We start from the raw sequence: 18,006 nt of genomic DNA on the forward strand, positions 1-18,006 counted from the left end.
TCCGACGTCCGGTGGGGGCGTGCGGTTCCCCGGGACGTGGCTGCGGCGTTCTGCAAGCCCGGACGGTACGGCATGCACCGGCTCCCGGTCGTGCCGACGCGAAGCCGGCACGACCCGGGGAACCGGGCGGGGTGGATCAGCCGGTGGCGAGGGCCTGGAGCCGGTCGTAGGCACCGTTGAAGGTGTCCTGGTCGAGCGGGCTCGAGGTGTACTGCCAGACGGTGTAGAAGCCCCAGTTGTAGGGCAGGGTGCCGACCGACGACGAGTACCGCGCGACCCACAGCGGGGCCGTGCTGGAGAAGTCACCGCTCACGCAGCTGCTCCACCAGGTCGTCGACGTGTAGATCACCGGCCAGCGGCCGGTCAGGGCGTGGTAGGTGTCGTGGAAGTCGAGGATCCACGACGTCATCCCGGCCTTGCTCAGCCCGTAACAGGTCGCGCCGTACGGGTTGTACTCCATGTCCAGCGCCCCGGGCAGTGTCTTGCCGTCCTTCGACCAGCCGCCACCGTTGGCGACGAAGTACCGCGCCTGCGCCGCGCCGCTCGAGGTGTTCGGCGTGGCGAAGTGGTAGGCGCCGCGGATGAAGCCCTGGTTGTAGGAGCCGTTGTACTGCTGGGCGAAGTACGGGTTGGTGTAGCTGGTGCTCTCCGTGGCCTTGGTCCAGACGAACCGCTTGCCTTGGTTCCACCAGTACGCCCAGTCGACGTTGCCCTGGTAGCCGGCGACGTCCATGCCGGCGACGGTGGCCAGCACCTGACCGGGGATGGCCTGGCCGGGCTGCGGCAGCTGCGCCGCCTTCTGGGAGTCCGGAGTCGACTTGTCGCCTTCGACGCGCCGGATCTGCGACCCGAGCTCGTGGTCGTGCTGTGCGATGTCCGCGTTGATCGCGGTCACGGGGTCGACTTCAGGGGAAAGGGTCGCCGCCTGGGCCGTGCTGCCGAGCAGGAGCAGCGTGGCCGGGACGACCAGGGCAGCGAACAGCCGCCCTCTTCGGGATGTGGACATCGTTGGATCCCTTCACAGATACCCTCGCGATGGGCGGCTTACTGCAGGTAGCCGCCCGTGCACGATTGTTGAGGACGAAGGGGCGTTTGTCACTCAGTTCCGTGAAATTGGGTATACGTGTGGGTGATTTTCCCGGGAAGAAGATCGTTAATTGGTGACGAGTTAACACCTATTATTGGACAACTGGGCCGATCAGCCCAGCGCCAGGCCGAGCAGCCGGTCCGTCGAGCCGGAGAACCAGTTCTGGTCGCCGGGCAGGGTGCCGCGGTCGGCGAACTGCCAGATCGTGTGGACGCCCCAGCCGGACGGCAGCTCGCCGATGAAGGTGTTGTAGCGCGCGATCCACAGCGGGTTGGCGCCGAACCCGCCGTTGTTCGCGGTGCACCGCTTCCACCAGTTCGTCGACGTGTAGATCGTCGGGAACCGGCCGGTCGCCGCCCGGTAGGTGTCGGAGAAGGCGCGGATCCAGGCGACCATGCCCGCCGCGTCCTTGCCGTAACACGTTTCGCCGTACGGGTTGTACTCCACGTCGAGCGCGCCGGGCAGCGTCTTGCCGTCGGGTGACCAGCCGCCGCCGTGGGCCAGGAAGTACCGCGCCTGCGACGCGCCGTCGGAGACGTCCGGCCGCGCGAAGTGGTAGGCGCCCCGGATCAGGCCGACCTGGTACGAGCCGTTGTACTGCTGCGCGAACTGCGGGTTCCGGAAACCGGTGCCCTCGGTCGCCTTGACGTAGACGAACTTGGCGCCGGACCCCGCCGCGCCGGGCCAGTCGACCGGGCCCTGGTGCCCGCTGACGTCGTGCCCGAGCTGCTGGTCGTCCCCGCCGTACAGCACGTCGGGGGCCTCGCCGACGCCCTCGACCGCGGCGATCTGCGAACCCGCGTAGTGGTCCGCGGCGCCGGCGTAGGGGTCGTCGGCCTTCGCCGGCGCCTGCCCCGCCACGAGGAGGACGGACGCGAGGACGGCGGCGAAGGGCAGCAAACGTCGTTTCACCCTCGTGCTCCCCACCGGTCTCGTGAGACTTCTCCAGCCTCACGATGCACCGGGTTCCCCGGATCGGCGAATTCATGATCACTCGATGGGGTGGAGCCCGCTGGTCAGCGCCGTTCGTCGGCGATGGCCTTCAGGAGGTGCTCCGCCGGCACGACGGCCGTGATGAGGTCGTGCGGGTTGATCGCGACCGGGTGCCCGCCGAGCAGGTCGACGATGTCGCGGCCGAGCACGGCCCGCGCGTGCGGCCACTCGCGCGGCACCAGTGACTTGCGGGTGTAGGCGGGCACCATGACCCGGCCGTCGGTGTTGTGGAAGCCGATGACCGTCCGCTGCACCGGCGACATCGCGTAGACGAACAGCGTCGCGTCGAGGACCACCTTCGGCAGGTCCGACGGCGGGCGGTGCTCGGTGCGGACGAGCTGCAGCAGGTGCTCGAGGTCGTTCGCCGGGTCCGGGAAGCCGAGCGCCTTCGGCGATGGCCGGTAGCGGTCGTTGGCGTGGAAGTCGGCGACGACGTCGCCGGCGTCGTTCACCGGGTACGCGCCGACGACCGCCCACGACGGCACCGGGCCGTTCGGGTCGAAGGCCTCGTCGATGACGTAGAGCCAGCTGTTCGGGTTGGCGCGGGCGTTCGCGCGCATTTCCGCGGTGATCTCGGGTGTGCCGTGCTTGCCCGCGCGCCTCGCCTGCTGGCCTTCGCGCCGCGCGGCCCGGTTGTGCTTGCCGTGCCCGCCGGGGCGATCGGCTCCGCTTCCGGTGGGCTGCTGCGAAACCATCCGATCCGACTCGTCCCGCTGCGCCATCGTCTTCCCCATGTTCTCGGGTGTGCCTGCCAAGTCTTGGTGCGCCACTCTACTGTTTGCCCATGGCCTCTTCGCGTTCGGTCGACCCCGGACAGTTACGTGCGGCGGTGCTGGCGATTTCCCCGTGGTTGCGGGGCGACGCGCCCGATCCGGCGCGCCCGGAACTGGCCGCGGCGGTCCGGCTCAGCCTGCGCGCGCTCGCGGCGGACGCGCCGGGCCGGACGGTCGAGGTGCGCGTGCCGCCCTTCGCCGCGGTGCAGTGTGTGGAGGGGCCGCGGCACACCCGGGGCACCCCGCCGAACGTGATCGAGACCGACCCGCGCACCTGGCTCGAGCTGGCCACCGGGCAACTGGACTGGACCACGGCGGTGGCGGACGGCCGGGTGTCCGCGTCGGGCACCCGGGCCGATCTGTCCCACTGGCTTCCGCTGCTCCGCCTCTGACGGGCGGGGCGCGGGACTACGGCTTGCGGCCGATCCCGCCCGCGATGGTCCGCTGGGCCACGTTGAGGTCCTTGAGCCGCGGGCCGTCCGGCCACCAGTCGGCGCAGCGGACCACGCCCGGGGGCACCATTTCGAGCCCGGGGAAGAGGTCCTCGATCTGCTTCTGCGTCCGGAACGTGCCTGAGCCCATCGGGCTGTGCAGGAAGAAGTCCTCCATCTTGCGGGCGGTCGCGGAGTCCTCGTCCTCGGGGTCGAAGAAGTGCGAGAGCGCCACGAACGAGCCCGACGGCAGCGCGTCGACGTACTCCTTCATGATCTCCGCCGGCCGCTCCTCCGCGCCGTTGAAGTGGTGCAGCGTGCCCAGCTGCAGGAAGGCGACCGGCTGCGAGAAGTCGATGTGCTGCCGGACGACCTCGTTCTCCAGGATCCGCTGCGGCTCGAAGATGTCCTCGGAGACGAAGTGGGTGTTCTCGTTCTCCTCCAGCAGCGCGCGGCCGTGGGCCAGCACGACCGGGTCGTTGTCGACGTAGACGACCCGGATCTCCGGGTTGATCCGCTGGACGACCTGGTGGGTGTTCTCGGCGGTCGGCAGGCCGGACCCGCAGTCGAGGAACTGGGTGATGCCGGTCTGGCTGGCGAGGAAGCGGCAGGCCCGGATCAGGAAGCCGCGGTTTTCGAACGCGAGGTCCTGCGCCTCCGGGGCGGCCTTCTGCACCTTGTGCAGGACCTCCCGGTCGATCTCGTAGTTGTCCTTCCCGAGCAGGAAGGCGTCGTACACGCGCGCGATGCTCGCTCGGGTCGGGTCGACCCCCACGGGAACTCGTTCGGTGCGGGTCGCGGCGTCGGGCATGTTGAACCTCGCAAGTTCTGTGTTGAAAGTCTCGTACTCTACGTAGAGTAGGACTCCACACGCATGCGGTAAACCGGGTCACCTCTTTGCGCAGGACGGCCCAACGTGTACTTTCGGTAGTCGGGCTAGGACCCCCTGGTGACGTGAGCGCGGAAGGGCCGGGAATGAACGCGGTGAACGCGTCCGCAGGTGAACAGAACATCGGCCCCACGGCGCGCCGCATGATCCTGGGCTCGCAGCTGCGCCGTCTCCGCGAAGAGGCCGGCATCACCCGTCAGCAGGCCGGTTACAACATCCGCGGCTCCGAGTCCAAGATCAGCCGGCTGGAGCTGGGCCGCGTCGGGTTCAAGGAACGCGACGTCACCGACCTGCTGACGATGTACGGCGTCGACGACCCGGTGGAGCGCCGCGCGTTCCTCGACATGGTCAAGCAATCGAACGAGCCGGGCTGGTGGCGGCGATTCGGCGACACCATGCCGAACTGGTTCACCGACCTCGTCGGCCTCGAAGAAGCCGCCGCCCGAATCCAGATCTGGGAGCCGCTCTACGTGTCGGGCCTGCTCCAGATCGAGCCGTACGCGCGGGCGATCTTCAGCCACGGCCGCTCGGAGATGGCCGACGAGCGGGTCGACCAGCTCGTCGCGCTGCGGATGCGGCGGCAGAAGATGTTCAGCAGGCCGGACGCGCCGCGCGTGTGGATGGTGCTCGACGAGTCGGTGCTCCACCGCCCGATCGGCGGGGTGAAGGTCCTCAAGCAGCAGATCGAATACCTGCTCGAGATGAGCGCGCTGCCGCACGTGTCGATCCAGGTCCTGCCGTTCACGCGCAGCGGGTTGTCCGCGGAGCACGCGTTTTCGCTGCTGCGGTTCGGTGAACCGGAACTGCCGAACATCGCGTACGTCGAATACCTGACCGGCGCGCACTACATCGAGAAGCGCGAAGAGATCGAAAAGTACAGCCGCGCGCTCGACATGCTGGCCGTCGACGCGGAAACGCCGGAGCGAAGCCGATCGATGCTCGCGAAGCGCCGGCAGGAGATCTAGAACCCCTTTGTGCGGCCCGATGCGGTGCCCTGCTGTACCCGTTGATCGGTAACCGACTGTAGTTATTGGGCCAATCGAGCGCCCCCGTTTCACCCGATGGGTTAACTGCGACTCCCCCCTTGTTTACCGTCGGAGAACTTTGCAAGAAATTCTGCACGTGCATTTACCGCTGCAGGCACACGTGCTAGCCTCGGATACGCGGGCAAATGCACATGCATCTGCATTGCCCACCTGGAGCTTTCCGCATCGAGAGGTGGGAACATGGCTGAGCGATTCGACAACGGCATCCCGGCCGATCGGCTATCCGGTGCCGAGTGGCGCAAGGCGAGCTACAGCGGTGCCTACGGCAACTGCGTGGAGGTCGCGCCGCTGTCCAGCGGGGAGATCGCGATGCGCAACTCGCGGTTCCCGACCGGCCCGGCGCTCGTCTACACCCGCGCCGAGATGGCGGCTTTCCTGGCGGGCGCGAAGGACGGTGAATTCGACGATGTCCTCGGCTGAGGCCGTCGCCCCCGTCTTCGACATCGAGACCGGACTGCAGGAACTGGTGGCCCGCGGCTTCCAGTTCGTCCACCCCGCCGACGAACGCGGCGAGGTCCTCGCCGTCGTCGGCGTGCGGGTGCACGACGACGTGGTGGACGTGGTCCGGCTCAACGCCGAGGACGACGTCGTGGCGACCAGGATGCCCGGCTCCGAGGAGAACATCTTCGAGCCGGAGCGGTGGCTGTGGCGCCGCCGCGGCGAAGGCGCTCAGGTGCTGACGGAGATCCTTTCGCTGCCCGACGCGTGTTAGCGGTACAGGCTTGCGGGCCCCGTCCGAAGTGGTCAGAACCACGCCGGGCGGGGCCTGACTCATGTCCGCACCGTCTACACTGAAAACCGGCCTGACCACGTCTTCCCAGGAGCTCCTCGGTGGTTTCCGACCCGCAGCTCGTGTCCGACCAGCCCGAACCGGAACCCCGTGAGGAGTGTGGCGTCTTCGGCGTCTGGGCTCCCGGGGAAGAAGTCGCGAAGCTGACCTACTACGGCCTGTACGCCCTGCAGCACCGGGGCCAGGAGGCCGCCGGCATCTCCGTCTCCGACGGCTCGCAGATCGTGGTCTTCAAGGACCTCGGCCTGGTCAGCCAGGTGTTCGACGAGCAGATCCTGCAGTCGCTGCAGGGCCACATCGCCGTCGGGCACTGCCGGTACTCGACCACCGGCGCGACCATCTGGGAGAACGCCCAGCCGATCTTCCGCACCACCGAGACCGGCAGCGGTCTCTCCTTCGCGCACAACGGCAACCTCGTCAACACGGCGGAGCTGCGCGAGCGCACCATCGAAGCGGGGCTCAAGCCGCACGCGGGCCTGACCGGTTCGTCGAGTGACTCCGATCTCATCTGCGGCCTGCTCGCCGCGAACGCCGCCGACAAGGGCATCGAGGCCGCCGCCATGGAGCTGCTGCCGACCCTCAAGGGCGCCTTCTGCCTGGTGTTCTCCGACGAGAACACGCTGTACGCGGCCCGTGACCCGCACGGCGTGCACCCGCTGGTGCTCGGCCGCCTCGAGCGCGGCTGGGTCGTCTCGAGCGAGACGGCGGGCCTCGACATCGTCGGCGCGTCCTTCGTCCGCGAGGTCGAGCCGGGCGAGCTCATCGCGATCGACGCCGCCGGCCTGCGCTCCTCGCGGTTCGCGAACCCGGACCCCAAGGGCTGCGTCTTCGAGTACGTCTACCTCGCCCGCCCCGACACCACGATCGCCGGCCGCGGCGTGCACGCCACCCGCGTCGAGATCGGCCGCCGGCTGGCGCACGAGCAGCCGGTCGAGGCCGACCTGGTGATGCCGGTGCCGGAGTCGGGCACGCCCGCCGCGATCGGCTACGCGCAGGGCTCGGGCATCCCGTACGGCACCGGCCTGGTGAAGAACGCCTACGTCGGGCGCACCTTCATCCAGCCGTCGCAGACCATCCGCCAGCTGGGCATCCGGCTCAAGCTGAACCCGCTGCGGGACGTCATCCGCGGCAAGCGCCTGGTCGTGGTGGACGACTCGATCGTCCGCGGCAACACCCAGCGCGCGCTCGTCCGCATGCTGCGGGAGGCGGGCGCGCTCGAGGTGCACGTCCGGATCGCGTCGCCGCCGGTGCGCTGGCCCTGCTTCTACGGCATCGACTTCGCGTCGCGGGCCGAGCTGGTCGCGAACGGCGTCGACCTCGACGGCATCCGGCGCTCGATCGGGGCCGACTCGCTGGGCTACATTTCCCTGGACGGCCTGGTCGCGGCGGCCGAGCAGCCGAAGTCGCGGCTGTGCACGGCGTGCTTCTCCGGCGAGTACCCGATTCCGCTGCCGGAGGACGCGCTGATCGGGAAACACCTGCTCGAAAGCCTCGACGCGGTCAATGGCGCGGCAACCCCCGTCAGCCCCGCCGGGTACGGTGCCGAAGACGCCGTCCGGCGTCCCTGAGTTCCTTCCAGTAGGGAGTCCGTCCACCGTGAGCGAGTCCACGAGCGCCACGTACGCCGCCGCCGGCGTCAGCATCGACGCCGGCGACCAAGCCGTCGAGCTGCTCAAGCCGCACGCCGAGCGGGCGACGCGGCCCGAGGTCCTGGGTGGCGTCGGCGGTTTCGCCGGGCTCTTCTCCCTGAAGCTCGACAAGTGGAAGGAGCCGGTGCTCGCGTCCTCGACCGACGGTGTCGGCACGAAGATCGCGGTCGCGCAGGCGCTCGACAAGCACGACACGGTCGGCATCGACCTGGTCGCCATGGTGGTCGACGACCTGGTCGTGACCGGTGCCGAGCCGCTGTTCCTGCAGGACTACATCGCCGTCGGCAAGGTGCACCCCGAGAAGATCGCCGCGCTGGTCGGCGGCATCGCCGAGGGCTGCGTCCGGGCCGGCTGCGCGCTGCTCGGCGGCGAGACCGCCGAGCACCCCGGCCTGATGGGCGAGCACGACTACGACATGTCAGCTACCGGCGTCGGCGTGGTCGAGGCGTCCCAGCTGCTCTCGCCGGAGAAGGTCCGCCCGGGTGACGTCGTGCTGGCCCTCGGCTCGTCGGGCCTGCACTCGAACGGCTACTCGCTGGCCCGGCACGTGCTGCTGGACATCGCCCGGATGCCGCTCGACGGTTACGTCGAGGAGTTCAGCCGGACCCTCGGCGAGGAGCTGCTGGAGCCGACGCGGATCTACGCGAAGGACTGCCTGGCGCTCGCCGCCGAGACCGAGGTCCGGACGTTCGCGCACATCACCGGCGGCGGCCTGGAGGCCAACCTGGCCCGCGTCATGCCGCGCGGCCTGGTCGCCCGGCTCGCCCGCGGCACCTGGACGCCGGCGCCGGTGTTCGCGCTGATCGGCCAGCGCGGCAAGGTCGAGCGCGCCGAGCTGGAGAAGACGTTCAACATGGGCGTCGGCATGGTCGCGATCGTCGGCGCCGAGGACGTCGACCGGGCGCTGGCCATGCTCACCGCGCGGCACGTCCCGGCGTGGGTGCTGGGCGAGGTCCAGCCCGCCGACGACGTCGACGGCCCGCGCGCGGTGCTCTCGGGTGACCACCCGCGGTTCTGAAACGTCCTTGCTCGCGGCTGTCACACTTGAGGGGTGGCAGCCGAAGACGTGGTGGTCGGCTCCCGGTTCGTGATCCCGGGAGCCGAGTTGAGCGAGCGCTTTTCGCGGTCGTCCGGCCCCGGCGGGCAGGGCGTGAACACCACGGACTCGCGGGTCGAGCTGTCCTTCGACGTCGCCTCGTCGCCGTCGATCCCCGGGCACCTGCGTGACCGGGTGCTGGACGGGCTCGGCTCGCGGCTGGTCGACGGCGTCCTGACGATCGCCGCCAGCGAACACCGGTCCCAGCTGCAGAACCGCGAAGCCGCGCGCGGCCGGCTGGCGAACCTCCTGCTCGACGCGTCGGCGCCGCCGCCCGCCAAGCGGCGCCCCACGAAGCCCTCGCGGGGTTCGAAGGAGCGCCGCTTGGCGTCGAAGAAGCGCCGGAGCGACGTGAAGAAGGGCCGTTCCGGCCGGTTCGACGACTAACTCAGGGACAGGTGCACGCACTCGCCCGCCGGCCGGTAGCCGACGCGGGCGTAAACGGTCCCGATTCCCAGGTCACCGGGGGTGAGGAACGCCGTGTGGGCGCCGGCCTCGTGGACCGCGCGGGTGAGGTGCGCGGTGAGCGCCGCCGCGATCCCGCGGCCGCGGTACTCCTCGAGCACGGCGATCCCGGCGATCTCGGTGGTGCCGTCGACGATGTCGAGCGCGAGCCCGCCGCCGACCACCTTCTTCGTCGCGACCTCCTCGGCCAAGAGGTGCCGCACGCCGGCGTCGGCACTGATCTCGTCGTCGCCGGCTTCCGCGGGTTCGCCGAACGCCGTGTTCTGCGCCGACCGCATGCGCCGGAAGTCCTCGCGGGACTCGGGCACGCGCAGCCGGATGCCGGCCGGAGCCGGCTTGCCGACCCGCGCGGCCGGCGCGCACGTCATCAGCGGCACCCGCCGTTCGAGCTCATACCCCGCGCCGACCAGCAGTTTCTCCAGGTCGGGGGCGACGTCGGTGAAGTACTCCAGCCGCGGGAGCAGGCCCCGCCGCCGGTACGCCGCGGTCAGCGCGTCGATCTCGGCCGCCGTCGGCCGCGCGCCGTCGTCCGGGATCGCGTAGTTGAGCATCGGATGGGGTGTGCCCGGCGAGTAGGTGGCGAGGAACGGGCCGACCCGCTCGGTCTCCCGGCCGCGTGGCGCCGTCGTGCGGACATAGGCCTGAATGGCGGACATGGGTGAGCCTTCCGAAGAGCACGTCAAGGAACCGCAGCCCGCGGAAGCGGGCGTGCGGGCAGATCGCCGGGCGTCGGGCCTAGCGGAGGCCGACGCCGGAGGCGGCGCCAGGCATAGGCGGTCATTCCTTGAACTCGAAGGGGCTCTTCGAGAGTCATCGTCGCACGGTGCGCAAGCGGATTACCGGCCGCCTACCGTCCACAGTGGACGCTGTGGATAACCCTGTGGACAGAATTCGCGACTTCGTCAGGAAGCCTTGCTAACCAATACAAATCGGCCAGGCGGGCCTGTGTACTACTTCGCGGCCAGCTCGCGCGCCTGCTCGAGCAACACCTGGAGGTGCAGCCCGCGCCGGACGTCGCAGGGGTGCGTCGTCGTGCCGCTGGCGATCATCGCCGCGAAGTCGTCCAGCAGGGCGGTGTAGGACTCCTGGGCCGATCCCGGTTTGCGCCCGAGCGTCCGATAGCCGTGCTGTCCCCAGACCGCGACCTCGACGACGGTCGGCTGCACCGGCAGCCGCAGCGAGAGCGTGGCCGTGCTGATCACGCCGCCCTCGTGCGCCAGCATCAGGTGCCAGAGGTCGCCGGGGCTCTGCCGGGCCGCCACGACCTCGGTGATCGGGCCCAGCGCGGCGTCCAGCATGTCGAGGGCGTGCGGGCCGATGTCGAACAGCGCGCCGCCGTCGTCCTGCCGCCACGCCGAGGTGGCGTACTGGCCGCCGAGGAGTGCGCCGGACAGCCAGCGCGCGCCGCCACCCGTCCAGCCGCCCGCCTGGGCGAGCCCGGCGAGCCACTCCTGGGTCTGCGCCGAGTACCGCAGGGTTAGCACGACCAACGCGGCGACGTCCGCGGCCGCGACCGCGTCGGCCAGCCGCTGCGCCCCGGCGAGGTCGGCGGCGATCGGCTTCTCCAGGATCAGGTGCTTCCCGGCTTCGGCCGCGCGCACGCCCAGCTCAGCCTGGATCGACGGCGGAACGGCGAACGCCACCGCGTCCACCTGCTCGAACAGCTCCTCGACGCTGCCGGCGGCGGTCGCGCAGTGCGTCTCCGCAAGCGTTTGCGCCGCCTCGGGCCGCCGGGCCCAGACCGCGGTCAGCGCCGTGCCGGGGTGGTCCGCCAGTCCGGGCGCGTGGATCGTCGTCGCCCACGGGCCGGCGCCGATCAGGCCTACGCGCAGCTGTCCGTCCGCGATGAGCTGTCCCACGGCCCGCAGTCTAGGTGTGTCCCGCGTCGCTGGCGGAACCGCACCTGCGGCGCGTGTCGACGTGGTTAAAGTGCCTGCATGATCGCCTCCCGTTTCGCCGTTGCTTGCGCTCTCCTCTTCGGCGCCGCCATCGTGGGTGCCGCACCCGCTTCGGCGACGGGCACGGACGGGGCCTGCCCGGAGGGCGGCGGCGTCACGGTGGTCGTCGACTTCGGCGACCTGGGTCCCGGGCCGGTGGTCCGCTGCGCCGCCGGCACGCCCGCGAACGGCATCGCCGCCCTGCGGGAGGCCGGGATCGAGGTGGCGGGCTCGCAGAAGTACGGGCTCGCGGTGGCCTGCCGGCTCAACGGCCTGCCCGGCCCCGACGTCGAGTCCTGCGCGGGCATGCCGTCGGCGACGGCGTACTGGAGCTACTGGCACGCTCCGGCCGGAGGCAGCTGGACGTCGAGCCAGGAGGGCGCGCAGACGGCGAAGCCGGCTCCCGGCGGGTTCGAGGGGTGGGCGTTCGCGCGGCCGAAGTCCGCGAACGACCTGCCGGCGCCGCCGCGCGTGGCCCCGGCGCGGCAGGCGGCCACTCCCGCCCCCGCACCCGGCGGCACCGAGGGCGGCTCGTTCCCGTGGGGCCTGGTGATCGGAGCCGTGGTGATCGTGCTGGTCGGCGGCGCCGGGATCGTCGTCGCCCGGCGCCGGCGTGCGCAGTAGGGCGCTGCACCCCGGCGCCTGGTGGGCCTGGGCGCTCGCGCTGGCCGTCGCGGCCAGCCGGACGACGAACCCGCTGCTGCTGGGCCTGATCATCGCCGTCGCCGGCTTCGTCGTGGCGAACCGGCGGAGTGACGCGCCCTGGGCGCTGGCGTTCCGGCTGTACGTCTACGTCGGCGCGTTGATCGTCGCCTCGCGCGTGCTGTTCCGGATCCTGATCGGCGGCGACGACGGCGGGCACGTGCTGTTCACGCTCCCGCGCATCCCGGTCGTCGCCGGGTTGTCGCTGTTCGGCCCGACGTCGGCGGAGGAGCTGCTGGGTGGGTTCTACGACGGGCTGCGGCTGGCGGCGATGGTCGTCTGCGTCGGCGCGGCGAACGCCCTGGCCAACCCGAAACGCCTGCTCAAGGCGGTTCCGGGGGCGTTGTACGAGGTGGGCACGGCGGTGACGGTGGCGTTGACGGTCGCCCCGCAGCTCGTCGAGAGCGTGCAGCGCGTGCGGCGGGCCCGCCGGCTGCGGGCGGGCTCCGGTCGCGGGCTGCGGGCGGTCAAGGGCATCGTGGTGCCGGTGCTGGAGGACGCGATGGACCGGTCCCTGCGGCTGGCGGCGGCGATGGACTCCCGGGGCTACGGCCGCCGGGCCTACCTGGGGCTGCGCCTGCGCGTGCTGATCGCTGCCTGCGTCCTGGCCGGGCTGGTCGGCGTGTGCGTCGGCGTCTACGGCGTGCTCGACGGGACGTCGTCCTGGCGCGGGGTGCCGCTGCTGGCGGCGGGGCTGGTCGTGGCCGTGGTGGGCTTCGTCCTCGGCGGGCGCCGGGTGCGGCGGACGGCGTACCGGCCGGACCCGTGGCGCTGGCCGGAGACGCTGGTCGTCGCGGCCGGCGTCGGGGCGTGCGCGCTGCTGTTCGCGACGGTCCGGATCGACCCGGGCCGGTTGTTCCCCTCGCTGAGCCCGCTGCGGTGGCCGGAGGTGTCCTGGGTGCACGTGGTGTCCGTGCTGGTCGCGGTGCTGCCGGCGTTCGTCGCCCCGCCTGTTCCGGAGGTCGCCCGGTGATCGAGTTCTCGCGGGTCACGGTGACCTACCCGGACGCCGCGCGGCCGGTGCTGTCGGACGTGTCCCTGCAGGTCGAAGAGGGCGAGCTGTGCCTGGTCGCGGGCCCGACGGGGGCGGGCAAGTCGACGTTCCTCGGCGCGATCAACGGGCTGGTCCCGCACTTCACGGGCGGCCGGCTGTCCGGCCGGGTCGTCGTCGGCGGGTTCGACACGGCCCTCCACCCGCCGCGCGAGCTGGCGCCGGTCGTCGGCGTCGTCGGGCAGGACCCCCTCTCCGGGTTCGTGACGGACACCGTCGAGGAGGAGCTCGCGTACGCGATGGAGCAGCTGGCGGTGCCGCCGGACGTCATGCGCAAGCGCGTCGAGGAAACCCTCGACCTGCTGGGCATCGCGGACCTGCGCAACCGTCCGCTTCGGACGCTGTCGGGCGGCCAGCAGCAGCGCGTCGCGATCGGCTCGGTGCTGACGGCGCACCCTTCGGTCGTCGTCCTGGACGAGCCGACGTCCGCGCTCGACCCGACGGCCGCCGAGGACGTGCTCGCGGCGATCACCCGGCTGGTCCACGACCTGGGGACGACGGTGATCGTCGCGGAGCACCGGATGGAGCGGGTGGCCCAGTACGCGGACCGCCTGCTGTACCTGCCGGGCGACGGCTCGGTGCGCTCCGGATCGCCGGCCGAGATCCTGGCGACGTCGCCGATCGCCCCGCCGATCGCCGAGCTGGGCAGGCTGGCGGGCTGGTCACCGCTGCCGTTGTCGGTCCGGGACGCCCGGCGGGTCGCGGGGCCGCTGCGCGCTCGTCTCCAGAAATTGTCGGTGGTGGGTCGTAGTCTCTCGGTGACCGGTTCGGCACTGGACGTGAGAGGGGTGGTGGTCCGATACGGAGATGTCCTGGCGGTGCGCGGGGTGGACCTGCGTGCCGGACCGGGCGAGGTGGTCGCGCTGATGGGACGCAACGGCTCCGGCAAGTCGTCGCTTCTCTGGGCGGTGCAGGGCAGCGGCCCGAGGTCGGCGGGGAAGGTCGACGTCGGTGGCGCGGACCCGGCATCACTCAAGCCGAAGGTGGCCCGTCGGCGCGTCGGGCTGGTCCCGCAGACCCCGGCCGACCTGCTGTACCTCGATTCGGTGGACGCCGAGTGCGCACAGGCGGACACCGAGTCGGAGGTCCCGGCAGGAACGGCCCGGGCGCTGCTGGACAGGCTCGCCCCGGGAATCGCCGGTGAAGCGCACCCCGGCGACCTCTCGGAAGGGCAGCGACTGGCGTTGGTGCTGGCGGTCCAGCTGGCGTCGGCCCCGCCGGTCGTGCTGCTCGACGAGCCCACCCGCGGCCTGGACTACCACGCGAAAAGGCGCTTCGCGGCGACCCTGCGAGAGCTGGCCTCGCAGGGCCACGCGGTAGTGCTGGCCACCCACGACGTCGAGTTCGTGGCCACGGTGGCCAACCGCGTGGTGGTCATGGCCGACGGCGAGGTGGTAGCGGACGGCCCGACCAAGGAGGTGATCGTCGCCTCACCGGCCTTCGCCCCGCAGGTGGCGAAGATCCTGGCCCCGCAGCCCTGGCTGACGGTGGACGAGGTAGCGGAGGCCTTGGCATGAGGCAGCAGGCGGAGGGGCGGGGGCGGGGGCGGGGGCGGGGGCCGAGGAAGGGCGAGGTCGCTCCGGCACTGCTCCGCGGCTCCCGGTCGGTGGCCTTTCGCGGGCGTCCGAGTGCGCAGGCGGCGGCCGCCCGTTCGGGCACGGGATCGAGGCTGGCGAGCTCGCTCCCACGCCGCTCCGCGGCTCCCGGTCGGCGGCCTTTCGCGGGTGCCCGGGTGGGGCGGTGGTGGCGTGCGTGCGTTCGGGGGCGGGGGATGGTGAGCTCGTTCCGGCACGGCTCGGCGGCTCCCGGTCGGGAGCCTTCCGCGGGTGCCCGAGTGCGCCGGTGGTGGCATGGGTGCGTTCGGAAGTGGGCATCGAGGCTGGCGAGCGTGCGCTGCGATGGCCGTTCGCCTGTGTGCCGGCGGTGACCCCGGCATGACCGACAGCCCACCGCCCCGCCCCGTCCGCCTGACTCCGCGGCCCGCGCTGGTTCTCACCGTCGCGAGCCTTCTCGGGCTGGCCATGTTCTGCTGGCCGCTCTTCGCGCACCCGCGACCCGCCGCGGCCGCGCACACCGCTGACGCGCCCTTCGTCTTCATGGCGACCCTGCCGGTGCTCATCCTCGTTGTGCTCGCCGAGCTGTCCCGTGGGGGCATCGACGCCAAGGCGCTCGCCCTGCTCGGGGTGCTCTCGGCCGTCAACGCCGGGCTGCGGCCGCTCGGGGCCGGGACCGGGGGGATCGAGCTGGTCTTCTTCCTGCTCGTGCTCGCCGGGCGGGTGTTCGGGCCCGGGTTCGGGTTCGTGCTCGGGTCGACGTCGCTGTTCACCAGTGCGTTGCTCACCGCCGGGGTCGGGCCGTGGCTGCCGTTCCAGATGCTCGCGTCGTCGCTGATCGGGCTCGGGGGTGGGCTGCTTCCGCGGAAGGTGCGCGGCAAAGCGGAAATTGCCCTGCTCGTCGGCTACGGGGTCTTCGCGGCCTACTTCTTCGGGCTGCTGATGAGCCTGTGGTCGTGGCCGTTCCTCGCCGGCGACTCCACGCCGCTCAGCTTCGTTCCCGGTGCGCCGCTGGGCGAGAACCTGCACCGGTTCGCCGTCTACACCGTGCTGACGTCGACCCTCGGGTGGGACACCGGCCGCGCGATCACGAACGCGGTCGCCATCGTCGTGCTCGGGCCGGCCGTCCTGGCGGTGCTGAGGCGCGCCGCCAGGCGGGCCGCCTTCGATGCGCCCGTGACGTTCGACCAGCGTCAGCTGTAGGAGTAGAAGCCCCGGCCGGTCTTCTTGCCGAGGAGGCCCGCGTCCACCATGCGCAGGAGCAGCGGCGGGGACGAGTACAGCGGCTCCTTGAACTCCGCGTACATCGAGTCCGCGATGGCCTTGATCGTGTCCAGGCCGATCAGGTCGGACAGCCGCAGCGGACCCATCGGGTGGGCCGTGCCCAGCTCCATGCCACGGTCGATGTCCTCGGCCGAAGCGAAGCCCGACTCGATCATCCGGATCGCCGACAGCAGGTACGGCACCAGCAGCGAGTTCACGATGAAGCCCGCGCGGTCCTGCGACCGGATGACCGTCTTGCCCAGCGCCGTCGTCGCGTGTTCCTCCGCGCGGCGGGCGGTCTCCTCGCTGGTCAGCAGCGAGGGCACCAGCTCCACCAGCGGCAGCACCGGCACCGGGTTGAAGAAGTGGATGCCGACCACCTGCTGCGGCCGGCTCGTCGCCATGCCCAGCTTCATGATCGGGATCGACGACGTGTTGGACGCGAACAGCGCGTCCTCCGCCTCGACGATCTTGTCCAGCTGGCGGAAGACGTCGACCTTCGCCTGCTCCTGCTCGAGGATCGCCTCGATGACCAGTTCGCGGTCGGCGAACTCGGCGATGTCCGTGGTGAACCGGAGCCTGGCGAATGCCGCGTCGGCGTCCTCGGTGGTCAGCTTGCCGCTCTTGACGCCGCGTTGCAGCGACTTCTCGATGCGCGCCCTGCCCGCGTCGAGCGCCGGCTGGTTCACCTCGGTGATCACGACGTCCAACCCGGACCGCGCGTGCACCTCGGCGATGCCGGACCCCATGAGGCCCGCCCCGACGACTCCAACCCGACTTACCACCGGCTCACTCCTTCATCGCAGACCCGCACGCCCTCGTCCGGACAGCACTGAGGGCAGCATGCAGCGCGCGAGGGCGGTCGCCGGGTGGTGCCCGGCTACGCCCTCGCGCGGTTACGCGTGCTCAACGACGGTACTCGTCGTACCCGTCGTCGTACGGGTCTTCATACCGGCTGTCGACAGGTTCCTCGTGGTGGTTGTCACTGGAGGAGTTACTCGACAGCTCGCGCTGCAAAGCATCGAAGTCGGTCTCGTGCGAGCTGTACTTGAGCTCACGCGCCACCTTCGTCTGCTTGGCCTTAGCCCGGCCGCGCCCCATGGCTCGACCCCCTCGCACAGGGGCGGGGCGGCCGGGGGAATCGGCGGCCCCGCATCGTCTCGACAATTCTTTCCTGCTCACACCGTACCGTGTCCGGGGGGTTGGATGCGACGTGGCACGGTGTGCCGGTCGTGACAGTGTTCGCCGGACACTGGTTACCGGCCGGTCGGTGGCGATCGGTGCAGGTAGACGTGCCACGATCTACCCGTGCTCCGTCCCTTCGTGGCTTACCTGCGGGTGTACGAACCCCTGCTCGCCCTGGGCGAACCGCCGGACGAGCGGCTGCGCGCGGCCGTCGCGGCGGCCAAGCTGCGGCGGACGGACGCGGGGGCGCGCGAGCAGGCCATGTGGCTCAAGTCACAGGTGGCGGCCCCGCGCCGGCTGCTGCCCGCCGAGCTCGCCGACGGCCGTCCGGCGCCGAGCCTGCTGACCGACGTCCTGGTCCTCGACCCCGAAGAGGTGCCGGGCGGCAAGGCCGAGCACGGCCCGCTCGTCTGCCCGCTGGAGCTGCGCGCCCGCTCGGCCGCCGCCCTGGTCACCTTCCTCGGCGACGCGCACCCGGCGCTGAAGAACGTCGTCCTCGACGAGGGCGGCTTCACCCAGGAGACGATCCGCGCCAGGACGAAGTCGGCGATGGCGGACCTGACCACGTCGGCGGCGCACACGTTGTCGACGACCTGGACCGTCCCGCTGCCGTGGTTCGTGCTGATCGAACCGGAGGAGCGGCGCCTGGTCCTCGGCAACGGCCGCACCGACCCCCGGCGCGAACTGTCCTGGCGCGCCACCCTCGCCGACGCCCAGCACCGCGCCCGCGAGGCCGGCGAGCTGCTGGAACAGACCTTCGGCGACTCCGGGCCGGGCCGCGTGCTGTTCGAGACGCGCCGCTGGCTGGACAACTTCCACGCGGACTCGGTGATCGAGCTCGACTACGGCGGCCTGGTGCAGCTGTTCACGGACCCGGTCCTGGAAGCCGACAACACGGCCGACGAGGTCCACGACATCCTGGACGCCCTGCGCTCGGGCAACGTCGAGGAGCTGGCCGAGCTGTTTTCGGACCTGCGCGAGTTCTGGGGCGACGTGGCCGCCCGCGAGCACGCCAACTAGTGGACAACCGCCCCGCCCGCCGCCCCGTCCGGCCCGGAACTGTCGGTGCCCACCGGTAGCGTTGAAACCGGGGGCT

The 18,006-nt window shown here is 71.2% G+C and carries 20 protein-coding genes; 12 read left to right on the top strand and 8 right to left on the bottom strand.

The window, feature by feature from the left end; genetic code table 11:
* Positions 1 to 136: 136 nt before the first annotated feature.
* From DV20_RS01820 to DV20_RS01830, 3 genes are all read right to left on the bottom strand, one after another.
* Complete coding sequence (locus DV20_RS01820; RefSeq protein ID WP_043775793.1) at positions 137 to 1,006, bottom strand: lysozyme; 870 nt, start codon at positions 1,004 to 1,006, stop codon at positions 137 to 139.
* Positions 1,007 to 1,198: 192 nt separating this feature from the next.
* Positions 1,199 to 1,999, bottom strand: a complete 801-nt coding sequence (locus DV20_RS01825) for a lysozyme (protein WP_043775795.1) — start codon at positions 1,997 to 1,999, stop codon at positions 1,199 to 1,201.
* Positions 2,000 to 2,103: 104 nt separating this feature from the next.
* Positions 2,104 to 2,802, bottom strand: coding sequence for a type VII secretion system-associated protein (locus DV20_RS01830; protein WP_200876339.1), 699 nt, complete (start codon positions 2,800 to 2,802; stop codon positions 2,104 to 2,106).
* Between the two features lie 62 nt (positions 2,803 to 2,864).
* On the opposite strand from DV20_RS01830, the gene DV20_RS01835 reads away from it, so the two are divergent.
* Positions 2,865 to 3,245, top strand: a complete 381-nt coding sequence (locus DV20_RS01835) for a sterol carrier family protein (RefSeq protein ID WP_043775798.1) — start codon at positions 2,865 to 2,867, stop codon at positions 3,243 to 3,245.
* Between the two features lie 16 nt (positions 3,246 to 3,261).
* Here the strand turns inward: DV20_RS01835 and DV20_RS01840 are convergent, their stop codons facing one another.
* Positions 3,262 to 4,059 carry an SAM-dependent methyltransferase gene (locus tag DV20_RS01840; RefSeq protein ID WP_043776047.1) on the bottom strand — a complete coding sequence of 266 codons (798 nt, stop codon included), beginning with the start codon at positions 4,057 to 4,059 and terminating at the stop codon, positions 3,262 to 3,264.
* Between the two features lie 200 nt (positions 4,060 to 4,259).
* On the opposite strand from DV20_RS01840, the gene DV20_RS01845 reads away from it, so the two are divergent.
* The 6 genes from DV20_RS01845 to arfB all read left to right on the top strand — a co-directional run bounded on the left by DV20_RS01845 (position 4,260) and on the right by arfB (position 9,141).
* Positions 4,260 to 5,138 (top strand): helix-turn-helix domain-containing protein, encoded by an 879-nt coding sequence (locus tag DV20_RS01845; protein WP_043775799.1) that lies wholly within the window; start codon positions 4,260 to 4,262, stop codon positions 5,136 to 5,138.
* A 261-nt stretch (positions 5,139 to 5,399) separates the two neighbouring features.
* Positions 5,400 to 5,639, top strand: coding sequence for a DUF397 domain-containing protein (locus DV20_RS01850; RefSeq protein WP_043775801.1), 240 nt, complete (start codon positions 5,400 to 5,402; stop codon positions 5,637 to 5,639).
* A complete protein-coding gene (locus tag DV20_RS01855; protein ID WP_043775802.1) occupies positions 5,626 to 5,931 on the top strand; it encodes a hypothetical protein in 306 nt (101 codons plus the stop codon). Before DV20_RS01850 ends, DV20_RS01855 begins: the two co-directional genes overlap by 14 nt.
* 119 nt (positions 5,932 to 6,050) lie before the next feature.
* Positions 6,051 to 7,577 carry an amidophosphoribosyltransferase gene (gene purF, locus DV20_RS01860; protein ID WP_043775803.1) on the top strand — a complete coding sequence of 509 codons (1,527 nt, stop codon included), beginning with the start codon at positions 6,051 to 6,053 and terminating at the stop codon, positions 7,575 to 7,577.
* A gap of 28 nt (positions 7,578 to 7,605) precedes the next feature.
* Positions 7,606 to 8,676, top strand: a complete 1,071-nt coding sequence (gene purM, locus DV20_RS01865) for a phosphoribosylformylglycinamidine cyclo-ligase (RefSeq protein ID WP_043775805.1) — start codon at positions 7,606 to 7,608, stop codon at positions 8,674 to 8,676.
* Between the two features lie 48 nt (positions 8,677 to 8,724).
* Entirely contained in the window at positions 8,725 to 9,141 is a 417-nt protein-coding gene (arfB, locus tag DV20_RS01870; protein WP_043775806.1) for an alternative ribosome rescue aminoacyl-tRNA hydrolase ArfB, read from the top strand.
* On the opposite strand, the gene DV20_RS01875 is transcribed toward arfB, so the two are convergent.
* Complete coding sequence (locus tag DV20_RS01875; protein WP_043775808.1) at positions 9,138 to 9,875, bottom strand: GNAT family N-acetyltransferase; 738 nt, start codon at positions 9,873 to 9,875, stop codon at positions 9,138 to 9,140. The genes arfB and DV20_RS01875 overlap by 4 nt on opposite strands.
* Before the next feature lie 294 nt (positions 9,876 to 10,169).
* Positions 10,170 to 11,078, bottom strand: coding sequence for a Gfo/Idh/MocA family protein (locus DV20_RS01880; RefSeq protein ID WP_043775810.1), 909 nt, complete (start codon positions 11,076 to 11,078; stop codon positions 10,170 to 10,172).
* Positions 11,079 to 11,156: 78 nt separating this feature from the next.
* Between DV20_RS01880 and DV20_RS01885 the strand changes: the two genes are divergently transcribed.
* From DV20_RS01885 to DV20_RS01900, 4 genes are all read left to right on the top strand, one after another.
* A complete protein-coding gene (locus DV20_RS01885; protein ID WP_043775811.1) occupies positions 11,157 to 11,780 on the top strand; it encodes a hypothetical protein in 624 nt (207 codons plus the stop codon).
* Positions 11,770 to 12,831: a CbiQ family ECF transporter T component gene (locus DV20_RS01890; RefSeq protein WP_167344354.1), complete on the top strand. Its 1,062-nt coding sequence runs from the start codon at positions 11,770 to 11,772 to the stop codon at positions 12,829 to 12,831. The genes DV20_RS01885 and DV20_RS01890 overlap by 11 nt, the downstream gene beginning before the upstream one ends.
* Complete coding sequence (locus DV20_RS01895; RefSeq protein WP_043775814.1) at positions 12,828 to 14,426, top strand: ABC transporter ATP-binding protein; 1,599 nt, start codon at positions 12,828 to 12,830, stop codon at positions 14,424 to 14,426. The genes DV20_RS01890 and DV20_RS01895 overlap by 4 nt, the downstream gene beginning before the upstream one ends.
* A 417-nt stretch (positions 14,427 to 14,843) precedes the next feature.
* On the top strand, positions 14,844 to 15,665 hold the full coding sequence (locus tag DV20_RS01900; protein ID WP_043775817.1) for an ECF transporter S component: 822 nt from the start codon (positions 14,844 to 14,846) through the stop codon (positions 15,663 to 15,665).
* Here DV20_RS01900 and DV20_RS01905 read toward each other — a convergent pair.
* Together DV20_RS01905 and DV20_RS01910 are read right to left on the bottom strand one after the other, a co-directional pair.
* Positions 15,656 to 16,510, bottom strand: a complete 855-nt coding sequence (locus DV20_RS01905; protein ID WP_268747379.1) for a 3-hydroxybutyryl-CoA dehydrogenase — start codon at positions 16,508 to 16,510, stop codon at positions 15,656 to 15,658. The two genes, DV20_RS01900 and DV20_RS01905, sit on opposite strands and share 10 nt — an antisense overlap.
* 121 nt (positions 16,511 to 16,631) lie before the next feature.
* Positions 16,632 to 16,826, bottom strand: coding sequence for a DUF3073 domain-containing protein (locus DV20_RS01910; protein WP_043775821.1), 195 nt, complete (start codon positions 16,824 to 16,826; stop codon positions 16,632 to 16,634).
* A 207-nt stretch (positions 16,827 to 17,033) separates the two neighbouring features.
* On the opposite strand from DV20_RS01910, the gene DV20_RS01915 reads away from it, so the two are divergent.
* On the top strand, positions 17,034 to 17,930 hold the full coding sequence (locus DV20_RS01915) for a hypothetical protein (protein ID WP_043775822.1): 897 nt from the start codon (positions 17,034 to 17,036) through the stop codon (positions 17,928 to 17,930).
* Positions 17,931 to 18,006 lie beyond the last annotated feature (76 nt).

Source organism: Amycolatopsis rifamycinica, from assembly GCF_000695625.1.
Classification (GTDB): Bacteria; Actinomycetota; Actinomycetes; order Mycobacteriales; family Pseudonocardiaceae; genus Amycolatopsis; species Amycolatopsis rifamycinica.